General features: G+C 58.1%; 24 protein-coding genes. 14 read left to right on the top strand and 10 right to left on the bottom strand.

Annotated elements, in window-relative coordinates:
- The first annotated feature begins 1 nt into the window (after position 1).
- Positions 2–1,537 carry a murein biosynthesis integral membrane protein MurJ gene (gene murJ / locus FO014_RS20390; RefSeq protein WP_160030853.1) on the top strand — a complete coding sequence of 512 codons (1,536 nt, stop codon included), beginning with the start codon at positions 2–4 and terminating at the stop codon, positions 1,535–1,537.
- Between the two features lie 100 nt (positions 1,538–1,637).
- Here murJ and argS read toward each other — a convergent pair whose 3' ends face one another.
- The gene (gene argS, locus FO014_RS20395; RefSeq protein WP_160030854.1) at positions 1,638–3,368 is read right to left on the bottom strand and encodes an arginine--tRNA ligase; all 1,731 of its coding nucleotides are present in this window, start codon (positions 3,366–3,368) and stop codon (positions 1,638–1,640) included.
- An 889-nt stretch (positions 3,369–4,257) separates the two neighbouring features.
- Here argS and FO014_RS20400 point away from each other — a divergent pair.
- Complete coding sequence (locus tag FO014_RS20400; RefSeq protein WP_160030855.1) at positions 4,258–4,821, top strand: VOC family protein; 564 nt, start codon at positions 4,258–4,260, stop codon at positions 4,819–4,821.
- Here the strand turns inward: FO014_RS20400 and FO014_RS20405 are convergent.
- Complete coding sequence (locus FO014_RS20405; RefSeq protein WP_160030856.1) at positions 4,818–5,966, bottom strand: MalY/PatB family protein; 1,149 nt, start codon at positions 5,964–5,966, stop codon at positions 4,818–4,820. The two genes, FO014_RS20400 and FO014_RS20405, sit on opposite strands and share 4 nt — an antisense overlap.
- Positions 5,967–6,067: 101 nt before the next feature.
- On the opposite strand from FO014_RS20405, the gene cutC reads away from it, so the two are divergent.
- Both cutC and FO014_RS20415 read left to right on the top strand, forming a co-directional pair.
- Positions 6,068–6,826 carry a copper homeostasis protein CutC gene (cutC, locus tag FO014_RS20410; protein ID WP_160030857.1) on the top strand — a complete coding sequence of 253 codons (759 nt, stop codon included), beginning with the start codon at positions 6,068–6,070 and terminating at the stop codon, positions 6,824–6,826.
- A 134-nt stretch (positions 6,827–6,960) separates the two neighbouring features.
- Positions 6,961–7,668 carry an HPP family protein gene (locus FO014_RS20415; RefSeq protein ID WP_111736964.1) on the top strand — a complete coding sequence of 236 codons (708 nt, stop codon included), beginning with the start codon at positions 6,961–6,963 and terminating at the stop codon, positions 7,666–7,668.
- A 45-nt stretch (positions 7,669–7,713) separates the two neighbouring features.
- On the opposite strand, the gene cmoB is transcribed toward FO014_RS20415, so the two are convergent.
- The 5 genes from cmoB to FO014_RS20440 all read right to left on the bottom strand — a co-directional run bounded on the left by cmoB (position 7,714) and on the right by FO014_RS20440 (position 11,492).
- Positions 7,714–8,685, bottom strand: a complete 972-nt coding sequence (gene cmoB / locus FO014_RS20420; RefSeq protein ID WP_160030858.1) for a tRNA 5-methoxyuridine(34)/uridine 5-oxyacetic acid(34) synthase CmoB — start codon at positions 8,683–8,685, stop codon at positions 7,714–7,716.
- The gene (gene cmoA, locus FO014_RS20425; protein WP_105231409.1) at positions 8,682–9,425 is read right to left on the bottom strand and encodes a carboxy-S-adenosyl-L-methionine synthase CmoA; all 744 of its coding nucleotides are present in this window, start codon (positions 9,423–9,425) and stop codon (positions 8,682–8,684) included. The genes cmoB and cmoA overlap by 4 nt, the downstream gene beginning before the upstream one ends.
- A gap of 114 nt (positions 9,426–9,539) precedes the next feature.
- A complete protein-coding gene (locus FO014_RS20430; RefSeq protein ID WP_105231408.1) occupies positions 9,540–9,935 on the bottom strand; it encodes an MAPEG family protein in 396 nt (131 codons plus the stop codon).
- A 102-nt stretch (positions 9,936–10,037) separates the two neighbouring features.
- A complete protein-coding gene (locus tag FO014_RS20435) occupies positions 10,038–10,850 on the bottom strand; it encodes a DUF72 domain-containing protein (protein WP_160030859.1) in 813 nt (270 codons plus the stop codon).
- A gap of 69 nt (positions 10,851–10,919) precedes the next feature.
- Positions 10,920–11,492 carry a hydrolase gene (locus tag FO014_RS20440; RefSeq protein WP_160030860.1) on the bottom strand — a complete coding sequence of 191 codons (573 nt, stop codon included), beginning with the start codon at positions 11,490–11,492 and terminating at the stop codon, positions 10,920–10,922.
- Positions 11,493–11,695: 203 nt separating this feature from the next.
- On the opposite strand from FO014_RS20440, the gene FO014_RS20445 reads away from it, so the two are divergent.
- The 7 genes from FO014_RS20445 (at position 11,696) to ruvB (ending at position 17,366) form a co-directional block, all read left to right on the top strand.
- Positions 11,696–11,983, top strand: a complete 288-nt coding sequence (locus tag FO014_RS20445; protein WP_232251557.1) for an FmdB family zinc ribbon protein — start codon at positions 11,696–11,698, stop codon at positions 11,981–11,983.
- Between the two features lie 11 nt (positions 11,984–11,994).
- On the top strand, positions 11,995–13,788 hold the full coding sequence (aspS, locus tag FO014_RS20450; RefSeq protein WP_105231405.1) for an aspartate--tRNA ligase: 1,794 nt from the start codon (positions 11,995–11,997) through the stop codon (positions 13,786–13,788).
- Positions 13,788–14,234 (top strand): dihydroneopterin triphosphate diphosphatase, encoded by a 447-nt coding sequence (gene nudB / locus FO014_RS20455; protein WP_160030861.1) that lies wholly within the window; start codon positions 13,788–13,790, stop codon positions 14,232–14,234. Before aspS ends, nudB begins: the two co-directional genes overlap by 1 nt.
- Positions 14,235–14,253: 19 nt before the next feature.
- Positions 14,254–14,997 carry a YebC/PmpR family DNA-binding transcriptional regulator gene (locus FO014_RS20460; protein ID WP_160030862.1) on the top strand — a complete coding sequence of 248 codons (744 nt, stop codon included), beginning with the start codon at positions 14,254–14,256 and terminating at the stop codon, positions 14,995–14,997.
- Positions 14,998–15,070: 73 nt separating this feature from the next.
- Positions 15,071–15,592 carry a crossover junction endodeoxyribonuclease RuvC gene (gene ruvC, locus FO014_RS20465; RefSeq protein ID WP_015672619.1) on the top strand — a complete coding sequence of 174 codons (522 nt, stop codon included), beginning with the start codon at positions 15,071–15,073 and terminating at the stop codon, positions 15,590–15,592.
- A 133-nt stretch (positions 15,593–15,725) separates the two neighbouring features.
- Positions 15,726–16,340: a Holliday junction branch migration protein RuvA gene (ruvA, locus tag FO014_RS20470; RefSeq protein WP_160030863.1), complete on the top strand. Its 615-nt coding sequence runs from the start codon at positions 15,726–15,728 to the stop codon at positions 16,338–16,340.
- 21 nt (positions 16,341–16,361) lie between these two features.
- On the top strand, positions 16,362–17,366 hold the full coding sequence (gene ruvB / locus FO014_RS20475; protein ID WP_160030864.1) for a Holliday junction branch migration DNA helicase RuvB: 1,005 nt from the start codon (positions 16,362–16,364) through the stop codon (positions 17,364–17,366).
- A gap of 64 nt (positions 17,367–17,430) precedes the next feature.
- Here the strand turns inward: ruvB and znuB are convergent, their stop codons facing one another.
- On the bottom strand, positions 17,431–18,216 hold the full coding sequence (znuB, locus tag FO014_RS20480) for a zinc ABC transporter permease subunit ZnuB (protein ID WP_160030865.1): 786 nt from the start codon (positions 18,214–18,216) through the stop codon (positions 17,431–17,433).
- Positions 18,213–18,971, bottom strand: a complete 759-nt coding sequence (gene znuC / locus FO014_RS20485) for a zinc ABC transporter ATP-binding protein ZnuC (protein ID WP_105231400.1) — start codon at positions 18,969–18,971, stop codon at positions 18,213–18,215. The genes znuB and znuC overlap by 4 nt, the downstream gene beginning before the upstream one ends.
- A gap of 77 nt (positions 18,972–19,048) precedes the next feature.
- Here znuC and znuA point away from each other — a divergent pair, with 77 nt between their 5' ends.
- The 3 genes from znuA to lpxM all read left to right on the top strand — a co-directional run bounded on the left by znuA (position 19,049) and on the right by lpxM (position 22,485).
- Complete coding sequence (znuA, locus tag FO014_RS20490; RefSeq protein ID WP_160030866.1) at positions 19,049–19,975, top strand: zinc ABC transporter substrate-binding protein ZnuA; 927 nt, start codon at positions 19,049–19,051, stop codon at positions 19,973–19,975.
- Between the two features lie 21 nt (positions 19,976–19,996).
- Positions 19,997–21,319: a murein DD-endopeptidase MepM gene (mepM, locus tag FO014_RS20495; RefSeq protein WP_160030867.1), complete on the top strand. Its 1,323-nt coding sequence runs from the start codon at positions 19,997–19,999 to the stop codon at positions 21,317–21,319.
- 197 nt (positions 21,320–21,516) lie between these two features.
- Positions 21,517–22,485 carry a lauroyl-Kdo(2)-lipid IV(A) myristoyltransferase gene (lpxM, locus tag FO014_RS20500; protein ID WP_160030868.1) on the top strand — a complete coding sequence of 323 codons (969 nt, stop codon included), beginning with the start codon at positions 21,517–21,519 and terminating at the stop codon, positions 22,483–22,485.
- A gap of 50 nt (positions 22,486–22,535) precedes the next feature.
- Here the strand turns inward: lpxM and FO014_RS20505 are convergent, their stop codons facing one another.
- A complete protein-coding gene (locus tag FO014_RS20505; protein WP_246168017.1) occupies positions 22,536–23,426 on the bottom strand; it encodes a leucine-rich repeat domain-containing protein in 891 nt (296 codons plus the stop codon).
- Between the last annotated feature and the right edge of the window lie 67 nt (positions 23,427–23,493).

Raw genomic sequence — 23,493 nt, forward strand, 5'->3', positions numbered from 1 at the left:
CATGAACCTACTAAAATCACTGGCGGCCGTCAGCTCGATGACGATGTTCTCCCGGGTGCTGGGCTTTGCGCGTGACGCCATTGTCGCACGCGTTTTTGGCGCCGGGATGGCGACGGATGCCTTCTTCGTGGCGTTCAAATTGCCGAACCTGCTGCGCCGTATCTTCGCCGAAGGCGCGTTCTCTCAGGCGTTTGTACCGATCCTCGCCGAATATAAAAGCCAGCAGGGGGAAGAGGCGACGCGTACTTTTATCGCCTATGTCTCCGGCCTGCTGACGCTGGTGCTGGCGCTGGTGACGGTGGCCGGGATGCTGGCGGCGCCCTGGGTGATCTATATCACTGCGCCGGGCTTTACGGATACGCCGGACAAATTCGCCTTAACCTCGTCGCTGCTGCGCATTACGTTCCCCTATATATTGCTGATTTCACTGGCGTCGCTGGTGGGGGCGATTCTCAATACCTGGAACCGCTTTTCGATACCGGCGTTTGCGCCGACGCTGCTTAACGTCAGCATGATCGGTTTCGCCCTGTTCGCCGCGCCTTATTTCAATCCGCCGGTGCTGGCTTTGGCCTGGGCGGTGGTGGTCGGCGGCGTACTGCAACTGGGTTACCAGTTGCCGCACCTGCGCAAGATCGGCATGCTGGTGCTGCCGCGCATCAAGTGGCGCGACGCCGGCGTATGGCGGGTGATGCGGCAGATGGGGCCGGCGATCCTCGGGGTGTCGGTCAGCCAGATTTCACTGATCATCAACACCATTTTCGCCTCGTTCCTGGTATCCGGTTCGGTATCCTGGATGTACTACGCCGACCGCCTGATGGAGTTTCCTTCCGGGGTGCTGGGCGTGGCGCTGGGCACCATTTTGTTGCCGTCGCTGGCAAAAAGTTTCTCCAGCGGCAACCATGATGAGTATTCCCGCCTGATGGACTGGGGGCTGCGTCTGTGCTTCCTGCTGGCGCTGCCGAGCGCGATTGCGCTGGGTATTCTGGCTAAGCCGCTGACCGTGTCGCTGTTCCAATACGGCAAATTCAGCGCCTTTGATGCGGCGATGACGCAGCGCGCGCTGGTGGCTTACTCCGTCGGCCTGATGGGACTGATTGTGGTTAAGGTGCTGGCGCCGGGCTTTTACTCGCGTCAGGATATCAAAACGCCGGTGAAAATCGCCATTGTCACGCTGATTATGACGCAGGTGATGAACCTGGCGTTTATTGGCCCGCTGAAGCATGCCGGACTGTCGCTGTCGATCGGCCTGGCGGCCTGTCTGAACGCCTCACTGCTGTACTGGCAGCTGCGCAAGCAGGATATTTTCCGTCCGCAGCCGGGCTGGGCGCTGTTCCTCACCAAGCTGGTGGTGGCGGTGCTGGTGATGTCGGCGGTGCTGGTCGGCATGCTGTGGCTGATGCCGGCCTGGGACAACGGCAATATGCTGGAACGCCTGCTGCGCCTGGCGGCGGTGGTGGTGGCCGGCGTGGTGGCCTATTTCGGCGTGCTGGGCGTGCTGGGCTTCCGGCCGCGAGACTTTGCCCGCCGCGCCGCCTGATATCGGCTGATAGGCGGAGTACGCTTCGCCTTTCCCCGTGCGTCAGGACAATAAAAAAGGGTCGCCTCTGGCGACCCTTTTGCTGTGCGATAGCCGGCGATTACATCCGCTCGACGGTTTCGATCCCCAGCGTATCCAGACCGGTCTTCAGCGTCTTGGCGGTCAGCAGCGCCAGTTTCAGGCGGCTCTGACGCGCTTCTTCGCTGTCGGCGTTAAGGATCTGGCAGTGTTCATAGAAACCGGAGAACAGGCCGGCCAGATCGTACAGGTAGCTGCACATCACGTGCGGGGTGCCTTCGCGCGCCACCACTGTGATGGTCTCTTCAAACTGCAGCAGGCGGGTCGCCAGCGCAATTTCACGCTCTTCGGTCATCGCCAGCGGCAGCGTCAGATCGCTTTCGTCGACGCCGGCGCGTTTGAACACCGAGGCCACGCGCGTATAGGCGTATTGCATATAAGGCGCGGTGTTGCCTTCGAAGGACAGCATGTTGTCCCAATCGAAGATATAGTCGGTGGTGCGGCTTTTTGACAGGTCGGCGTATTTGATTGCGCCGATACCGACGGCGTTGACCACCTTTTGCAGTTCATCGGCCGGCATATCCGGGTTTTTCTCGGCGATCAGCTTGCCGGCGCGCTCAATGGCTTCATCCAGCAGATCAGACAGCTTGATGGTGCCGCCGGAACGGGTTTTGAACGGCTTGCCGTCTTTGCCCAGCATCATGCCGAACATATGGTGTTCGAGAGATACCGAGTCCGGCACGTAACCGGCTTTACGCACGATGGTCCAGGCCTGCATCAGATGCTGGTGCTGGCGGGAGTCGATGTAGTACAGCACGCGATCGGCGCCCAGGGTTTCGTAACGGTATTTGGCGCAGGCGATATCAGTGGTGGTATACAGGTAGCCGCCATCCTTTTTCTGGATGATGACGCCCATCGGATCGCCGTCTTTATTTTTGTATTCGTCCAGGAACACCACGGTGGCGCCTTCACTTTCCACCGCCAGACCTTTCGCCTTCAGGTCGGCCACGATGCCTGGCAACATGGCGTTGTACAGGCTTTCACCCATTACGTCGTCTTCGGTCAGCGTGACGTTGAGGCGCTTATAGGTTTTCTGGTTCTGCGCCATGGTGATATCCACCAGCTTGCGCCACATTTTCAGGCAGTAGTCATCGCCGCCTTGCAGCTTGACCACATACGCGCGCGCGCGCTCCGCAAACTCGGCGTCTTCGTCGTAGTGGCGTTTGGCTTCACGGTAGAATTGCTCCAGATCCGACAGTTCCATCTCGTCGGCGTTTTCATTCTGCACTTTTTCCAGATAGGCGATCAGCATGCCAAACTGCGTGCCCCAGTCGCCGACGTGGTTGGCGCGAATCACTTTATGGCCGAGGAAGCTCTGAGTGCGGGCGGCGGCGTCGCCGATAATGGTGGAGCGCACGTGGCCGACGTGCATCTCTTTGGCCACGTTAGGGGCAGAGTAGTCGATGACGATAGTCTGCGGCGCGACCGGCGCAATGCCCAGTTTCGGCGCGCGCAGTACGGCGTCGGCCTGCTGGGCGACCCACGCGGCGTCAAGGAAGATGTTGATGAAACCCGGGCCGGCGATTTCGACCTTGCTGGCGATGCCGTCCAACTGCAGCAGTGCGACGACTTTTTCTGCCAGTTGTCGTGGCGGCATGCCAAGCTTTTTGGCAACGGACATGACGCCGTTGGCCTGATAATCACCAAATTGCGCTTTAGCAGATTGACGGACCTGTGCCTCGCAATCGGCAGGCGCGCCTGCGGCAATCAGCGCCTGGCTGACTTTATCTGAGAGAAGTGCCTGAATATTCACCGGGATACCTTAAATGACAAATGCAAAGACGCCTGTTGCGCCCCTGCGGATTCAACGGTGGCTCTATAGGGGGACTCACGTCCGCAGCCAACCACAAAACAGCCCATAATTGTAACCGATTGATGACGTCACGTCAGCAGTTGCGGCGGCGGCGAGATATAAAGTCTGCAAGAGAGAAAGGGGGCGGAAAACGAAGGACGTCACCCACAGCTTCCGCAAGTGGGTGGACGGATTCACAGGTGTTGTTATCTGGACGATAAAAAGAGTGCGGGAAAGATTCCGTTACTTCTTGCGACGACGACCATCGAACGCACTGCCACGGCGCGTTTTGAAATGGCGTAAAATTGCATAAACGGCAATAACGATGAGTACTACAGATATCGTTAAAAGAAACATAATCATTTTCTCAGCTATAACATGGCCCCAAGCTAACTTAATTACTATGCTGAATCAATTAACGATGATTGATTTAAGATAAGTCTCAGGATGTGCGCTCAGTAAATAACTGTTTAAACAGTCAGATAGATTGGTTTTAGTATAAATAATAAGCGCTCATGGCGCAGGGGTTGCCTCAGTGAAATACTATTGTATAACCTGGTTTAAACAGCAATAAAGATATTTTTATTACTTTAATTTGCATGCAAAGTGTGAATATTGTATTTCGCCGTTATTATACTATTTTTCTTATGGGAAAAATCCTAAAAAATATATTTAGCACGAATGGTTAGTGCGGGGGAAATAATGCTGATGGCCGTGCTTGCCCTTTCCAACCACCGTCGTATTGTCTATTGGCGGCGAGGTGATGATTTCCATGCCGGCAGATGTGGCTCTTGTGGCTAAGGCACGGTAAATTACGCCCCTAAAAACAGCTTTAGCGGACAACAATGTTATGAATCCTTTATCGACCATCGCTGAATTGCAGGATCTGGCGCTGGATTTACCCCGTTTCGAACAAACGCTGGCGCAGTTCGCCCAGACGCTGCAGCTTGATTTGGCGCAGTTTGATGCCGACCATATTTCGGTGCGCTGTCACCAAAATGCTACGGCGGAACGCTGGCTCAGCGGTTTTAAGCAGTGCGCTGAGGTGATGTCTGACGCCGTTATCAACGGGCGGCCGATTTACCTGTTTGACCTGCATCAGCCGCTACAGGTGGGGCCGTGGCGGATCGACTGCATCGAACTGCCGTTTCCCGGCGACAAGCGTTACCCGCATGAAGGTTGGGAGCATGTTGAGCTGGTGATCGCCGGTGACCCGCAGACGCTGTATGCGCGCGCGCTGGCGCTGTTGCCGGACGAAGCCCTGCTGACGCCGGGCATCAAACTGAAGCAGAGCGCGCCGCAGGGGGAAGGTGAACGTTTGCCGAATCCGACGCTGGCGATTACCGACGGCAGCGTCACCATCAAATTCCATCCGTACGCCATTCGCGATATCGTCGCCAGCGAACGCGGCTAACCGGGCAGGGCGCGCACCGCGCGCTCGATCCGTTCCAGCGCTCGTATCAGCAGCGCGCGCTGGCAGCCGAAGTTCAGACGTACGAAACGGCGGTCGCCAAAGTCCAGACCGGGACTCAGACCAACGCCGGCCTGCTCAAAAAAGGCATGCGGATTGTCGACCGGCAGTCCGCTGCAGTCAATCCATGCCAGATAGGTGGCTTCAATCGGTGCCAGATGCAAACCCGGCAGGGTATTGATGCGTGTCATCACCAGGTCGCGGTTGGCGCGCAGGTAATCCAACTGTTGATCGAGCCACGGCTGTCCGTGTTGATAGGCGGCCTGCGCGGCGACCAGCGCCAACACGTCGACCTCCGGCACCAGGCCGCGACGCGTACGGCACAGCATGCGGCGCAGCTGCTCATTGGGAACAATCGCCATTGATGCGCCAAGCCCGGCGATATTGAAGGTTTTCGACGGGGACATCAGCGTCACGCTGCGCTGGGCGGCGTCTTCGTTCAGTGCGGCAAACGGCATATGCTGCAGGCCGGGCTCCAGCAATAAGTCGCAGTGGATCTCGTCGGAACAGACAATCAAATTATGCTGTTGGGCAAACTGCTGCAGCGCCAGCAGCTCATCGCGGCGGTACACCGTGCCGCCCGGATTGTGCGGATTACACAACAGCAGCAGTTTTTCCCGGCCGTCAAGCTGCGCGGCGATCGCCGGCAGGTCTGGCAGCCAACGCTGGTTCTGCAAGCGCATCGGCACCGACAGTTGGTTGCGTTCGGCGAACTGTGCGGCTTTGCGGAAGGGCGGATAAATGGGGGAAGGCGCAATGGTGCCTTCGTCTTCGGCGGTAAACGCGCGTACACACAGATTCAGGCCGCAGACCAGCCCGGGAAGAAATATCAGCCATTCGGGGCGGATATGCCATTGGTAGCGCTCCGCCATGCGCTGAACGAAAAGCGCTATCAGTGTCGGTGAAGGACGTCCGTAACCGAATACGCCGTGATCGACGCGCTGGTGCAGCGCCTCGATCACCGCCGGCGGCGATTGAAAATCGGTATCGGCCACCCACAGCGGAATAATATCGCGATCGTGATATTTATCCCATTTCACGCTGTCACTGTGACTGCGGTCTATCCATTGATCAAAATTGAATGCCATAGTTACTCCCTAAACTGTTTTTCGCTGATACTTGCAGCCTACGCGACAAGTGTGCGGATAAACAAGACGGGTAGTGAGCTGGCCGTCATCTGGAGGTGCTAATGATTAAACTGGAAGTTTGTTGCTATAGCGTCGAGTGTGCGCTGACGGCTGAACGCGCAGGAGCGGATCGCATTGAATTATGCTCCAGCCAAAGCGAAGGGGGCCTGACGCCCAGCTATGGATCATTGACGCTGGCGCGGGAGAGGCTGGCAATTCCGGTGCATCCCATCGTCCGGCCGCGCGCCGGCGATTTTTGCTATAGCGCCGTTGATTTCAGCGTGATGAAAAACGACGTGGCGCAAATGCGCGACCTGGGGTTCCCCGGTGTGGTGATTGGCATGCTGGACGTTGAGGGACATATTGACCTGCCGCGCTTGCGGGAAGTGATGGCGCTGTGCGGTGATATGGCCGTGACCTTCCATCGGGCGTTTGATATGTGCCAGAACCCGATGCAGGCGCTGCAACAGCTGACCGACTTGGGCGTGGCGCGTATTTTAACTTCCGGTCAGCAGCAGAATGCCGAGCTGGGGTTGCCGCTGCTGCGTGATTTACTGCAGGCCAGCCAGGGGCCGGTGATTATGGCCGGTGCCGGCGTGCGCTTAAGCAACCTGCACAAGTTTGTCGATATCGGCATTCGGGAACTGCACAGTTCTTCCGGCCATACCGTGCCGTCCACCATGCGCTACCGCAAGGCCGGTGTCACCATGTGCGCTGATAATGAATTCGACGAGTTCAGCCATTATTGCGTTGACGGTGAAATGGTGGAAGCGATGAAAGGCGCGCTGGAGCTGGTCGACCCGCTGGCGCAGAGCGCCTAGTTACCGAGACTGAATCTACACAAATCCTCTCTCGCCCGGCATTCGCCGGGTTTTTACCCTCTATAAAAGCTTAACTAAGATTTTTCCTGTGATATATTCCCGCCGCAACGTTAATTTTTACATTATTAGGCAACATGATTAACCCGATAGTAACGAAGTTGAAAGTAGGGTGCGCGCGTTTGTGGCCGCATCCGTTAGCCGCAGGGAATAAAGAGATTGCGCTCGCCAGCCTTGGCGCCGGTCTGGGGCTGATGGTCGCCGGCTGGGTCAGCCACTGGATGTTGGGCAGCGTCAATTTATGGTTCGTCGCGCCGATGGGCGCCTCGGCGGTGCTGCTGTTTGCCGTACCGGCCAGCCCGCTGGCACAGCCCTGGTCGATTGTCGGCGGTAATCTGGTGGCGGCGCTGATTGGCGTCAGCTGCGGCAAACTGATCGGCGATCCGGGCATTGCCTGCGGCGTGGCCGCGTGCCTGGCGATTGGGATAATGTTTAAGCTGCGCTGCCTGCATCCCCCGAGCGGGGCGGTGGCGCTGACGGCGATCCTCGGCGGCGATGTCGTTAAACAGCTGGGCTATGCGTTTGTCTGGTCGCCGGTGTTACTCAACTCCGTGCTGATGGCGCTGCTGGCAATAGTGTTTAATAACCTGATGGGCAGACGCTACCCGCATGCGCTATCGCCCGCCGAAGCGAAGCCGGAACCGGTGCCGCTTGATGTGCCGATTACCCGCGCCGATCTGCATCAGGCGCTGATGGACGGCGAGTTTCTGGATATTGATGAAGACGATCTGCAGGCGGTGCTGCAGCGCGCGGAACAGCTGGCGCAGCAGCGGACGGCGTCTTAACGCTGATTGATGCGGCGCATCGTTGGATACGCCGCGGAGAAAGTATCAGGGCTTGCTCGCCACCAGCACGGCGCGGCGCGGCGCCGGGTAGCCTTCCCGGGTTTTCGTCGGATCGTCGGGGTCGAGGAAGTCGGCCAGCGATTCGCTGGTCATCCAGCCGGTGCGGCGCTGCTCTTCAAGGCTGGTGACACAGACGTCGGCCACCTTCACATCGACGAAGCCGCATTTTTCCAGCCAGCCCTTCAGCGCTTCAGTGGACGGGATAAAGTAAACGTTGCGCATCTGCGCATAGCGGTCGCCCGGCACCAATACCTGATGGCGATCGCCTTCCACCACCAGCGTTTCCAGCACCAGTTCTCCCTCATGCACCAGCTGATTTTTCAGCTGATACAGGTGATCTAGCGGCGAGCGGCGGTGATACAGCACCCCCATGGAGAAGACGGTGTCGAACGCCGCCAGCTCCGGCAGCTGTTCGATTCCGAGCGGCAGCAGATGCGCGCGCTGGTCGCCGCCCAGCAGCTTGCGCACCGCCTCAAACTGGCACAGGAACAGCTGCATCGGGTCGATGCCCACGACAAACTGCGCGCCAGCGCCGAGCATCCGCCACATGTGGTAGCCGCTGCCGCAGCCGACGTCGAGCACGGTGCGTCCCGCCAGCGGCGAGATATGCGGCAGCACGCGATCCCACTTCCAGTCGGAGTGCCATTCGGTTTCGATATCGATGCCGTACAGGGAGAACGGCCCTTTACGCCATGGCATCAGCGTGCGCAGCATGGTTTCAATGCCCTCAAGCCGGCCGGCGGACAGCGGCTGGTTCATATCGGCGTGCACGCCGTTCAATAGGTCAAGCCGCTCCGGCGTCAGCTGCGGCAGGTGTTCCACCGCGTTGAACCATTGTTTGAATTTGCCATGCAGCGATTCGCGCTGCCAGGCGCTGAGCTGTGCGGGCAGGGTGTCCAGCCAGTGGCTGAGCGGGCTTTTGGCTATTTGCTGGTAAAAATCGCCGAACTCGATCATGCGCTTTCTCCCGCTTTCAGGGCGATCAGCGAACCGAAGTTAAAGCACTGGAACCACACTTCCGCGTGTTCAAAGCCGGCCTGCTGCAGGCGCGCTTTATGGGCTTCGACCGAGTCGGTCAGCATGACGTTTTCCAACATGCTGCGTTTCTGGCTGATTTCCAGCTCGCTGTAGCCGTTGGCGCGCTTGAAGTCGTGGTGCATATTGAACAGCAACTCGCCGACCGGCGCGTCCTCGAAGCTGAATTTTTCCGACAGCACCAGCGCGCCGCCCGGGCGCAGCCCACGGTAAACCTGTTGCAACAGGCGCAGGCGGTCGGCAGGTTCGAGAAATTGCAGGGTGAAGTTCAGCACCACCATCGAGGCGTTCTCGATCTTGATGTCGAGAATATCGGCTTCAATCACCTCGACCGGCGTCTCGGCGCGAAAGGCGTCGATATGGCGACGACAGCGCTCGACCATGGCCGGCGAGTTGTCCACCGCAATGATTTTACAGTCCGCCACGCTGATATTCCGCCGCATCGACAGCGTGGCCGCACCCAGTGAACACCCCAGATCATAGACCTGGCTGTGCGGCTGCACGAAGCGTTCCGCCAGCATGCCGATCATGGAAATAATATTGGAGTAGCCGGGCACGGAGCGCTGGATCATATCGGGGAACACTTCAGCAACGCGTTCGTCAAAGGTCCAGTCGCCCAGCTTGTCGATAGGGGCGGAAAACAGAGTATCGCGGTTTGGCATAGCGGCAAAAAAATCAGGTCAGAATTCGAAGGGGCGTATTCTAACAGATATCGGCGTGAGAGATCACATTATCGATGCGGAAACAGGCGGCATCGCCGCCTGGAAAGCGAGGGTTCAGTGCAGCGAAAAGATCAGTTCCCATGGCAGATAGTAGGTATTCGCCAGCACCATCAGCACCAGGGAGATATAGGTGGCGGCCATACCTGAACGGCGCCAGCGGACTTCGCGGTTGCGCAGGCCATAGAAATGCACCAGACGTCCGGCGATCAGCATCAGGCCGCTGAGGTGAATCAGCCATATTTCTGCGCCGTTCATCTCCATCAGCACCAGCAGTACGGCGGCGATCGGAATATATTCCACGGCGTTGCCGTGTACGCGGATGGCGGTCTGCAACTCGTAAAAGCCCCCGTCGCCGTAAGCGACGCGGTACTGCATCCTGAGTTTGACTACGTCATAAGAGAGTTTGATTAACAACAATGCGCCGAGCACCACATAGAGCGCGCTTACCATTTTTAACTCCATTCCCTAACCAAAAACTGGCCCCTGCATAATAGCCGCCATTTGTTTGGCTGTCGCGGAGAAAAATCTGATGTAATACGCCAGATTAATTGGTTAAAACAGTGAATCCTGTTCGGGCCAGTCGGGTGCAACAGGCAGCGAAGGTATCTTTTCCCGCAGCAACTGCCAGATTTTTTGCGCCTGCTGCGGTGAATCACCGTTATCCGGCGTATGGATAAACAGATAAGGCGTATGCTGTTGCCAATCCGCCAGCTTATGTTGCCAGGCATCGAACCAGCGCAGGTTGTCGTCCAGTAAGTCGCCGCCGATAAAACGCACCAGCGGATTGTCGGCGGTAACCAGAGCGTGTACCGGCAGCTTCGGCTTCTTTTGCTGGGCGTCGCGCACCGCCGCACTGTTCGGCGCGGCGTGGTGCACCGGCCGGCTGTCGAGGATCACCCGATTAATGCCGCGTTGGTGCAGCCCCTGGTTCAGCAGACGCTCTTCTTCGCCTTTGGCGAAGAAGGCGGGGTGGCGCACTTCGACGCCGTAGGTGAATGCGCCGGGCAGGGTGTCGAAAAACGCCCACAGCGCCGGCAGTTCCGCCGGGCCGAAGGCCGCCGGCAGCTGCAGCCACAGCTGGCCGATACGCGCCTCCAGCGGCGCCAGGCACCGGTAAAACGCCTGTACGTCGGCGTCGCAGTGGCGCAACGCCGCTTTATGGCTGATTTCAGCGGGGAATTTGAAACAGAAGCGAAAATCGTCGTGGGTCATCGCGCGCCAGCGCTGCACGATCTCCGCTTTCGGCAGGGCATAGAAGGTGGTGTTGCCCTCGACGCAGTTAAAATAGCGGCTGTAGTCCGCCAGATCCCGCAGTCCGATGCGGTTCCAGGCGGGATGGTGCCATTGCGGTAATCCGATATACATCCGTTCCTTCGCCAGTTACCGGCTGCCGGGGGCAGCGCAAAATAGAGAGTGCTTACGTTAACCCGTTGATCACAGCGCGGCAAGAATTTCGCTGCTGCTGCGTACGCGCGCCAGGCGCGGGAAGATATGCTGGAAGGCGAACTGGTGCATGTCCGCGTTCTGCGCGCTGCACATATCTTCGGCGATAACCAGTTCGAAGCCGCGTTCCCACGCGTCGCGCGCGGTGGATTCTACGCCGATATTGGTGGCGATGCCGCCGAGCACGATGCTTTTAATGCCGCGGCGGCGCAGCTGCAGCTCCAGATCGGTGCCGTAGAAGGCGCCCCACTGGCGTTTGGTGACCAGAATATCGTCGTCGCTGACCGCCAGCGTTTCCGGGAAGGTCCACCAGTTATCGGGCAGGCCGCCGACCGGCGGTGGAGAAGGCTGATCAACCGGCTGTTGCAGCGCTTCGGCAAAGCTTGCGGACCAGCCGACGCGCACCAGAATCACCGGTGCGCCAAGTGCGCGGAAGCGTCCCGCCAGATGGGCGGCGTGAGTGACGACCTGTTCCGCACTGTGCGGGCCGCCGGCAAAGGGTAAAATGCCCTGTTGCAGGTCAATCAGTACCAGGGCGGTGGTTGAGGTATCAAGTTTCAGCATGGCGTTGTCTCATTGCGAAAAGGGGGGTTGGGCGGTTTGCCGCCGGGTTTGTAGCAATCAAGCGTAAACCTAGGCTACGTGAACATTTGCGCCGCTGTTAACGGGAAATTTGTTAATCAATGTGTGGTTCGGACAAAAAGGCAGCATTTAGTCGCAGAACAATACGCGCTTCGCACTTATCGGGCGGATGAATTTCCTTTATAATGACCGCCTTTTTTCAACTCTCTTTAATCCAACGACCTATGCCGATTTATGAATATGCATGTGGTGCTTGCACTCATCGATTAGAGAAATTGCAGAAATTTTCCGATGCGCCGCTGACGGATTGTCCGGCGTGTGGGCAGCCTGCGTTGACAAAATTGATCTCCGCAGCCGGATTCCAGCTGAAAGGCACCGGCTGGTACGCGACTGATTTTAAACCGGGCAACAAGAGTTCATCAGATAACAGCGGCGCCCAGGGCAACACGTCCGGCGCGGCATCGGCTGAGTAAAAGGATAGCGTATGCGTACTGAATATTGCGGGCAGTTGAATCTGTCCCACGTGGGCCAGGAAGTGACTTTGTGCGGCTGGGTAAATCGCCGTCGCGATTTGGGTGGCCTGATCTTTATTGATATGCGCGATCGCGAAGGCATCGTGCAGGTGTTCTTCGACCCGGATAAAAAAGCGGCGTTCGACAAAGCGTTCGAACTGCGCAACGAATTCTGCATCCAGATCGTCGGCACCGTACGCGCGCGTCCGGACAGCCAAATCAATAAAGATATGGCCACCGGCGAAGTGGAAGTGTTCGCCCATGCGCTCGAGATTATCAACCGTTCCGAGCCGCTGCCGCTGGACGCCAACCAGACCAACAGCGAAGAAGCGCGTCTGAAATACCGCTACCTGGACCTGCGTCGCCCGGAAATGGCCGACCGCCTGAAGACCCGCGCCAAGATCACCAGTTTTGTCCGTCGTTTTATGGACGACCACGGCTTCCTGGATATTGAAACGCCGATGCTGACCAAGGCGACGCCGGAAGGCGCGCGCGACTATCTGGTGCCGAGCCGCGTACATAAAGGCAAGTTCTACGCGCTGCCACAGTCGCCGCAGCTGTTCAAACAGCTGCTGATGATGTCCGGTTTTGACCGCTACTATCAGATCGTCAAATGTTTCCGCGACGAAGACCTGCGTGCCGATCGCCAGCCTGAATTCACCCAGATCGATGTCGAAACGTCCTTTATGAGCGCCGAGCAAGTGCGCACCGTAATGGAACAGCTGGTGCGTGAACTGTGGCAGGATGTGAAGGGCGTGGATCTGGGCGACTTCCCGATCATGACCTTTGCCGAAGCGATGCGCCGCTACGGTTCCGACAAGCCGGATCTGCGTAACCCGCTGGAGCTGGTGGACGTGGCCGATCTGGTGAAAGACGTCGAATTTAAAGTGTTCTCCGGCCCGGCCAACGATGCCAAAGGGCGCGTGGCGGTAATCCGCGTACCGGGCGGCGCGCAGCTGACCCGTAAGCAGATCGACGAGTACGGCGCATTCGTTAACATCTACGGCGCCAAAGGGCTGGCGTGGCTGAAAGTGAATGACCGCGCCGCCGGGATGGAAGGGGTACAAAGCCCGATCGCCAAATTCCTCAGCGCGGACGTGCTGGAAGCGATGCTGGCGCGCACCGACGCACAAAGCGGCGATATTCTGTTCTTCGGCGCTGACAGCAGCAAAATCGTCACCGATGCGATGGGCGCGCTGCGTCTGAAGCTGGGCCGCGATCTGCAGCTGACCAAGCTGGACGCCTGGGCGCCGCTGTGGGTGGTTGATTTCCCGATGTTCGAAGAAGACGACGAAGGCGGTCTGGCGGCGATGCACCATCCGTTTACCGCTCCGCGTGACTCCTCGCCGGAAGCGCTGGCGCAGGCGCCGACCGAAGCCATCGCCAACGCCTACGACATGGTGTTGAATGGCTACGAAGTGGGCGGTGGCTCGGTGCGTATTCACCGCAGCGAAATGCAGCAGACGGTGTTCAGCATTCTGGGCATCGACGAACACGAACAGCGTGAGAAGTTCGGCTTCCTGCTGGACGCGCTGAAGTACGGCACGCCGCCGCACGCCGGCTTGGCCTTTGGCCTGGATCGCCTGGTGATGCTGCTGACCGGCACGGAAAATATCCGCGACGTGATCGCCTTCCCGAAAACCACCGCGGCCGCCTGTCTGATGACCGACGCACCGAGCTTCGCCAACCCGGCGTCGCTGCAGGAGCTGTCCATCAGCGTGGTGAAAAAGGGCGCGGCGGACGACGCTAACTCAGAGAACGCGTGATGAACTATAAACGCCCCGAGTCGGTTCTGGTGGTGATTTATGCGCGTTCCAGCGGCCGGGTGCTCATGTTACAGCGGCGGGACGATACCGAATTCTGGCAGTCGGTGACCGGCAGCCTGGAGGCGGATGAATCGCCGCTGCATGCTGCGCAGCGTGAAATCAAAGAAGAAGTCGGCATCGATGTGGTGGCGGAGAATCTGCCGCTGTTCGATTGCCAGCGCTGCGTGGAGTTTGAACTCTTCGTCCACTTGCGACATCGCTATGCGCCGGGAACCACGCGTAATAAAGAGCACTGGTTCTGTCTGGCATTGCCCGCAGAGCGCGATCCGGTGATTACCGAGCATCACGCCTATCAGTGGCTTGAGGCGGCGGAAGCCGTCAAACTGACCAAGTCATGGAGCAACCAGCAGGCGATTGAAGAGTTTGTGATTAATTCAGTCCAGTAGTTTTTTTTGGAGATTTTTTATGGCAGGTCATAGTAAGTGGGCCAACACAAAACACCGTAAAGCGGCGCAAGACGCCAAACGCGGTAAGATTTTCACCAAAATTATTCGTGAACTGGTCACCGCGGCCAAACTGGGCGGCGGCGATCCCGACGCCAACCCGCGTCTGCGCGCGGCGATGGATAAGGCGCTGTCCAACAACATGACGCGCGACACCATGAACCGCGCCATTGCCCGCGGCGTCGGCGGTGAAGACGACAGCAACATGGAAACCATCATCTATGAAGGTTATGGTCCGGGCGGCACCGCCATCATGATCGAATGCCTGAGTGACAACCGCAACCGCACCGTGGCGGAAGTGCGTCACGCCTTCACCAAGTGTGGCGGCAACCTCGGCACCGACGGCTCCGTGGCGTACCTGTTCACCAAAAAAGGCGTGATCACCTTTGCGCCGGGCCTGGATGAAGACAGCGTGATGGAAGCGGCGCTGGAAGCCGGCGCGGAAGATATCGTGACTTATGATGACGGCGCGATCGACGTTTACACCGCGTGGGAAAACCTGGGCGAAGTGAAAGACGCGCTGGCGAGCGCCGGCTTTACCGCTGAAGCGGCGGAAGTGTCGATGATCCCGTCGACCAAGGCCGATATGGATGCGGAAACCGCGCCGAAGCTGTTGCGTCTGATCGATATGCTGGAAGACTGCGACGACGTGCAGGAGGTTTACCACAACGGTGAGATCTCCGACGAGGTGGCGGCTACGCTGTAATGCGTGGTGAATATGGCGCTGCACTGCTGCAGCGCCTGACGCCGTTGGCGGGCAAGACGGAGCGGACGACATAATGGCGATTATCCTCGGTATCGACCCGGGTTCGCGCATCACCGGCTATGGCCTGATTCGTCAGCAGGGGCGTCAGCTGTCGTATATCGCCAGCGGCTGCATCCGCACCGTCGTGGACGATATGCCGACGCGGCTGAAGCTGATTTATGCCGGCGTCAGCGAGATTATTACGCAGTTCCAGCCGGATTTCTTCGCCATCGAACAGGTATTTATGGCCAAGAACCCGGACTCGGCGCTCAAATTGGGACAGGCGCGCGGCGTGGCGATCGTTGCTGCGGTCAACCAGAATCTTGAGGTGTTTGAGTACGCCGCACGTCAGGTCAAACAGACGGTGGTCGGCACCGGCGCGGCCGAGAAGGCGCAGGTGCAGCATATGGTGCGTTCGTTGCTTAAACTGTCCGCCAGTCCGCAGGCGGACGCCGCCGATGCGCTGGCTATCGCCATCACCCACTGCCACCTCAGCCAGAATGTGCTGCGGATGAGCGAAGGGCGGTTAAGCATGGCGCGCGGGCGTTTAAAATAAGCGTTATCAGGCTGCGGAAAGATTGCGGGCGGGTAACGGGCAGGCTGGATATTCATCCAGCCTTTTTTATGTTATAAGCTTAGCAGCATGGCATGGCCGCGGGCCGTGAACAAGAATTGAAGCTGGAGGGTAAATGATAGGTCGTCTCAGAGGTAATATCCTGGAAAAACAGCCGCCGCTGGTGTTGTTGGAAGCGAACGGTGTCGGTTATGAAGTGCATATGCCGATGACCTGCTTCTACGAGCTGCCGGAGCTGGGGCAGGAAGCGATCGTATTTACCCATTTCGTGGTGCGTGAAGATGCGCAGCTGCTGTATGGTTTTAACGATAAACAGGAACGCGCGCTGTTTCGCGAGCTGATTAAGGTTAACGGCGTAGGGCCGAAGCTGGCGTTGGCGATCCTGTCCGGCATGTCGGCGCAACAGTTTGTCACCACGGTAGAGCGTGAGGAAATCACCGCGCTGGTGAAGCTGCCGGGCGTGGGCAAAAAGACCGCCGAGCGTCTGGTGGTGGAAATGAAAGACCGCTTTAAGGGGCTTAACGGCGACCTGTTTGCCAACAGCAGTGAGATCAACCTGCCGGCCAACGCCGGCAAGGCGCCGGAAGCGGATATCGAAGCCGAGGCCGCTGCGGCGCTGGTGGCGCTGGGGTACAAACCGCAGGAGGCCAGCCGTATGGTCGGTAAAGTGGCCAAGCCGGGCGCCGATTGTGAAACCCTGATCCGCGACGCGCTGCGCGCGGCCCTGTAACCGCCGGGATAAGGATAAGAAATGATTGAAGCCGACCGCCTGATCTCAGCCGAACCGATCACGGAAGAAGAAGTGATCGATCGCGCCATCCGCCCCAAAATGCTGGCGGAGTACGTGGGCCAACCGCACGTTCGCGAGCAGATGGAAATCTTTATTCAGGCGGCCAGGCTGCGGGGCGATGCGCTCGATCACCTGCTGATTTTCGGTCCGCCGGGGTTGGGGAAAACCACACTGGCCAATATCGTCGCCAATGAAATGGGCGTCAACCTGCGCACTACGTCAGGTCCGGTGCTGGAAAAGGCCGGCGATCTGGCGGCGATGCTCACCAATCTTGAACCGCACGACGTGCTGTTTATCGATGAGATTCACCGGCTGTCGCCGGCGGTGGAAGAGGTGCTGTACCCGGCGATGGAAGACTATCAGCTGGATATTATGATCGGCGAAGGGCCGGCGGCGCGTTCGATCAAAATCGATCTGCCGCCTTTCACCCTGGTCGGCGCCACCACCCGCGCCGGCTCGCTGACCTCGCCGCTGCGCGATCGCTTCGGCATTGTCCAGCGGCTGGAGTTCTATCAGGTGGCCGATCTGGAGCACATCGTCTCGCGCAGCGCCAGCTGCCTGGGGCTGACGCTGTCGCCGGACGGCGCACACGAAGTGGCGCGCCGGGCGCGCGGCACGCCGCGTATCGCCAACCGTTTATTGCGCCGGGTGCGGGATTTCGCCGAGGTGCGGGCCGACGGCCGGATGACCGGCGAGGTGGCGGCGCAGGCGCTGAATATGCTGAATGTGGATGCGGAAGGGTTCGACTATATGGACCGTAAGCTGCTGCTGGCGATTATCGATAAGTTTACCGGCGGGCCGGTAGGGCTGGATAACCTGGCGGCGGCGATTGGCGAAGAGCGTGAAACGATTGAAGACGTGATTGAGCCGTTCCTGATCCAGCAGGGGTTTATTCAGCGCACGCCGCGCGGACGCATGGCGACCAACCATGCCTATAAGCATTTCGGTATTGAGCGCGAAGAGTGACAGGAAGAATTGACGAAAAACAAAAGGGTCGCGTTAAGCGACCCTTTTTACTGCACGGCGATTATTACGCCTGCTGCTTTTTCAACAGGCTGAAAACGAACAGAATGGCTGCGCACAGCACCACCGACGGGCCGGCCGGCGTATCGTAAAACGCCGAGAAGGTCAGGCCGCCGGTAACCGCCAGCATGCCGACCAATACGGCGATGCTCGCCATCTGCTCCGGCGTACGGGCAAACCGGCGCGCGGTGGCTGCCGGGATAATCAGCAGCGAGGTAATAATCAGCGCGCCGACAAACTTCATTGCCAGGCCGATGGTCAGCGCGGTCACCATCATCAGCACGATGCGCGTGCGCGCCAGATTGACGCCGTCAACGTGCGCCATTTCCGGGCTGATGGTCATCGACAGCAGATTGCGCCACTGCCAGTAGAGCACCAACAGGACGATCGCCACGCCGACGGCAATCATCGCAATGTCATCCGTGGTCACCGACAGCAGATCGCCAAACAGGTAGGCCATCAGATCGACACGCACATCGGACATCAGCGCCACCACCACCAGGCCGAGCGACAGCGCACTGTGCGCCATAATGCCCAGCAGGGTATCCAGAGAGAGCTGAGGACGCCGTTCCAGCCATACCAGCAGCAGCGCCAGCAGCAAGGTAACGGCGATTACCGCGTAAAACGGATTGATGTCCAATAGCAGGCCGAAGGCGACGCCCAGCAGCGACGCGTGCGCCAGCGTATCGCCGAAATAGGACATCCGGCGCCAGACGACAAACGAACCCAGCGGACCGGCGGCGGTGGCCAGCAGGATCCCGGCCAGCCAGCCGGGGAATAACAGTTCGATCATGCGTCACGACTCCCGGTTTTCTTTAATACGATACGTCCCTTTAAATCGTGACGGTGATTATGGTGATGGCGGTAAATAGCCAGCTGCTCTGCGCCGCGGTTGCCGAACATGGCAATAAATTCGGGATGCGTTGACACCGCCTCCGGCGTGCCGGAACAGCAGATATGCTGATTCAGGCACAGTACTTCGTCGGTTTTTGCCATCACCAGATGCAGATCGTGGGAGACCATCAGCACGGCGCAGTCCAGCTCATGGCGCAGTTGGTCGATCAGATCGTACAGCGCCAACTGGCCGTTGACGTCGACGCCCTGCGTCGGTTCATCAAGCACCAGCAACTGCGGGCGGTTGAGCAGCGCCCGGGCCAGCAGCACGCGCTGCGTTTCGCCGCCGGACAACTTTTGCATTGGCTGTTCCAGCAGGTGCGCCGCCTGTACCCGTTTGAGCGCCGGCAGAATATCTGCCTTTTTGACCCCGGGCTTGAGCCGCATAAAACGGCTGACCGTCAGGGGCAGGGTGGCATCCAGGTGCAGCTTTTGCGGCACATAGCCGATACGCAGGCCCGGCTGGCGCTCAATGTCGCCTTTGGTCGGCGCAATAAGGCCGAGCACCACGCGCACCAGCGTCGATTTACCCGCGCCGTTGGGCCCCAGCAGCGTCAGTATGCGGCCAGGTTGCAGGCTGAGAGAAATATTCGATAGCACATTGCGGCTGCCGAACGAAACGGAGATATTTTTTAACGTTGTCAGTGTAGACATTTCTGATTACATCTTGCAGAACTTACCGAATGTTATAATATCACGCTTCGCTGACAAACACGACGGGATAACACACGATGATACAGAAAAAAAAATGGCTGCAGCGCGCGCTGCTGGCAAGCGCGCTGATGATGGCCGGCAGTGCGACGGCGGCGGTGGTGACATCGGTTCGTCCGCTAGGGTTTATTGCCTCCGCCATCGCCGATGGCGTGACGGAAACCGAAGTTCTGCTGCCGAACGGCGCGTCGCCCCATGATTTCGCGCTGCGTCCCTCCGATCTGCGCCGCCTGCGCTCGGCTGACTTGGTGGTGTGGGTCGGCCCGGAGTTAGAGGCGTTCCTCAGCAAGCCGCTGCAGCCGATTGATGCGCAAAAGCAGCTGTCTGTGGCCGCGCTGCCGGCGATAAAACCGCTGCTGCTGAAGGATGCCGAAGGGGATGAACATCATCATGAAGGACATGACGATGAGCACGAACACGGTCACCATCATGGTGAATACAATATGCACCTCTGGCTGTCTCCGGAGATGGCAAAAGTGACTGCGATCGCGATTCATGACAGATTGTTGGAACTTATGCCGCAAAATAAAGACAAACTAGACGCGAACCTGCGTCAGTTCGAGAATCTGCTGACGCAAACTGACAAAAATGTTGGTAAGATGCTTACGCCTGTGCAAGGCAAGGGATATTTTGTTTTTCATGACGCTTACGGCTATTTCGAAAAACATTACGGTTTGAGTCCACTGGGCCATTTTACCGTTAACCCTGAGATCCAGCCTGGAGCACAGCGCTTACACCAAATTCGAACACAGTTGGTTGAGCAGAAAGCAGTATGTGTTTTTGCTGAGCCACAATTCAGGCCGGCCGTAATCACTGCCGTTGCCAAGGGTACCAAGGTGCGTTCCGGAACGCTGGACCCGTTGGGCAGCGGCATCGCATTGGGGAAGGACAGCTACGGGAACTTCCTGACAGCGCTGTCGAACCAATACGTGAGCTGCCTGAAGTAAAGCTTATGAGGATATCCAAGAGTGCAGCAGATAGTCCGAACTATCGCTCTGGCGTATAACAACCTGCCTCGGCCCCATCGCGTCATGCTGGGGTCGCTGACAGTCGTCACATTGGCCGTTGCTGTTTGGCGGCCTTTTGTTTATCACCCAGACCATAACCCCATCGTTAAGAACGTCGAACTAGAGTCCAGCCAGCTGCATTCGCTGTTGCCTGAGGCCAGTGAACCCATCGATATCGATCAACCCACCCCGGATGATGAAATCCCGCAGGATGAGCTGGACCAAAAGGTCGCCGGCGAGGAGGGTGTGCATGAATACGTGGTCTCTACCGGTGATACCCTGAGCAGCATTCTGACCCAGTACGGCATCGACATGTCGGACGTCACGCTGTTGGCTTCGCAAAACCGCGACCTGCGTAACTTGAAAATCGGCCAGCAGCTCTCCTGGACGGTGAACGAAACCGGCGATCTGCAAACGCTGACCTGGGAAGTTTCCCGCCGCGAAACCCGTACTTATGAGCGCGTTGGCAACAATTTCAAATCCAGCGAAGAAACTCAGGAAGGCGAGTGGAGCAACAAGGTCATCAGCGGCCGTCTGAACGGTAGCTTTGTCGCCAGCGCTTCCGCTGCCGGACTGAGCCGTTCTGAAATCAGCGCGGTGACCAAGGCGCTGCAGTGGCAGCTGGATTTCCGCAAGCTGCGCAAAGGCGACCAGTTTGCGGTGCTGATGTCGCGCGAGCATTTTGAAGGCAAGCGTGAACAGAGCCAACTGCTGGGCGTACGTATGCGCACCGGCGGTAAAAACTACTACGCCATTCGCGCCGAGGACGGCAAGTTCTACGATCGTCAGGGCTCAGGCCTGGCGCGCGGCTTTATGCGTTTCCCGACCATAAAGCAGTTCCGTATCTCCTCCAACTTTAACCCGCGCCGCGTTAACCCGGTCACCGGACGCATTGCGCCGCATAAAGGCGTCGATTTTGCCATGCCGGTCGGTACGCCGGTGCTGGCCGTAGGCGATGGTGAGGTGGTTATCGCCAAGCGCAGCGGCGCGGCGGGCAACTATGTGGCTATCCGCCATGGCCGCCAATACACCACGCGCTATATGCACCTGAAGAAGCTGCTGGTGAAGCCGGGTCAGAAAGTAAAACGCGGCGATCGCATCGCGCTTTCCGGCAATACCGGGCGTTCTACCGGCCCGCACCTGCACTATGAGTTCTGGGTCGGCAAGCAGGCGGTGAACCCGCTGACGGCCAAGCTGCCGCGTTCTGAAGGTCTGAGCGGTAAAGATCGCCGTGAATACCTGGCGCAGGTGAAAGAAGTGGTGCCGCAGTTGCAGCTGGACTGAGTCCGCCGTTAACATTATTTATTGGCCCGATCCGCGATCGGGCTTTTCCTTATTTGGCGTTTCGCCGTGGCGAATTGCAAATTCATCATCTGCAATTATTATACCCAATAGCCTTTGAATAGCGCGCGCGTGGAAAATCGCCGTACAGCGCGTAATGTCTGGGATAATAGCCGAATCGCTAAGTTAAGAGTTGGTGCATGCAAAACGAAAAAAAGTCGAACGTAGAATTTATCCCGCAGTTTCAAAAAGCCTTCTTCCATCCGCGCTACTGGGGCGTTTGGCTGGGAACGGGGCTGATGGCCGGCGTCTCGCTGATACCTGCGCGGATGCGCGACCCGCTGCTGGGCGGTTTGGGCCGCTTGGCCGGTCGGGTGGCGAAAGGCGCCCGCCGTCGCGCCCGTGTTAATCTGTTGTATTGCCTGCCGGAAGTGCCGGAAAGCGATCGCGAACATATCATTGACGAGATGTTCGCCACCGCGCCGCAGTCGATGGTGCTGATGGCGGAGCTGGCCTGCACCAATCCGCAGCGGGTACTGAAGCGCGTGCGTTGGCACGGTGAAGAGGTGCTGGATAAGATCCGTGCAGAAGGGCGCAACGTTATTTTCCTGGTGCCGCATGGCTGGGCGGTGGATGTGCCGGCGATGCTGATGGCGGCGCGTGGTCAACCGATGGCGGCGATGTTCCATAACCAGCGTAACCAACTGGTGGATTACCTGTGGAATGCGGTAAGGCGCAAATTTGGCGGCCGGATGCATGCGCGCAACGATGGTATTAAACCCTTTATCAGTTCGGTTCGCCAAGGGTACTGGGGCTATTATCTGCCGGATCAGGATCATGGTGCGGAGCACAGCGAGTTTGTCGACTTCTTCGCCACCTATAAGGCGACGCTGCCGGCGGTCGGACGCCTGATGAAAGTGTGCCGCGCGGCGATCGTGCCGTTATTCCCGGTGTATGACGGTAAAACCAGCATGCTGGATATCTATATCCGCGAGCCAATGGACGATCTGGCGCAGGCTGACGACAACCGCATTGCCCGGCGGATGAACGAAGAGGTGGAGAACCTGGTGGGACCAAACCCTGAGCAGTACACCTGGATCCTCAAATTGCTGAAGACGCGTAAGGAAGGGGAGATTGAACCCTATTCGCGCGATGATTTATACCGCTGATGCATAGGTGAAATAATGTAAAAAGGCGCCAAAATGGCGCCTTTTGTTATTTACGCGTGCACCATACACCCGCGTTCGATCAGCAGGTCGAGAACCGCAGGATAGCGGGTGAAGTCATTCCAGCGTAAATCAAGCCGGCGCAAACTTTTCATCTCGGCCAGACTGGCCGGCAACGTCGTGAGCCGATTAGCGCGCAGATCCAGAGTTTGCAACTTGCTCAGCTGTCCTATGTTTTCGGGCAGCTGAGTGAGCTGATTAAAGCGCAAATTAAGCTCACACAGTTGGGAAAGCTGACAGAACGTATCCGGCAGGTGGGTAATGACGTTGTTGGAGACATCCAATATGTTAAGCGTGCCTAACTCACCAAAGCTGGTCGGCAATGACGTTAACTGATTGTGCATCAGATGTAATTCCCGCAGCAGTGACAGCCGATGGATGGATTCAGGCAGATGAGCGATCTGATTATGGTAAAGCCTGAGCTCTTGCAACGACGTGAGCCGACAAAGGGCGTCCGGCAGGGTGGTCAGGCGATTGTCAGTTGCGTTCAGATAGCGTAGCGCTGTTAATTCGGATAAGGATGCCGGCAAGGCACTGAGCTGGTTGTCGCTGAGGTAAAGGTATTTCAACGCGTTGAGCTGGCCGATTTCGCCAGGGATCACGCTGAGTTGGTTGTGTCCCAGATCGAGCATTTCCAATTGCCGCAGCTGAACAATTCCATCCGGCACAGCAGTTAACTGATTCACGGAAATATTCAGCACTTGCAGTTGGCTGTGGTTGACGATCTCCGGCGGAAATACTTTCAGTTGGTTATTATAGAGACTTATCTTGCGTAGCCCCGTTCCTGCCAGCATGGCGGTATCAAGCTTGTCGAGCTGTTGGCCGTCCAGTTCTAAGCTTACGGAACGATTGGTGTAGGGATGTGAGGTATGTTGATGCAGCACGCCGTACTTTCCTTATGGTTAGGACAACGTTGAAGGGGTGCAGAACCCGTAGAAGAATGCCGGCCTG

It is taken from the genome of Serratia rhizosphaerae (genome assembly GCF_009817885.1).
GTDB classification, from domain to species: Bacteria; Pseudomonadota; Gammaproteobacteria; order Enterobacterales; family Enterobacteriaceae; genus Serratia_B; species Serratia_B rhizosphaerae.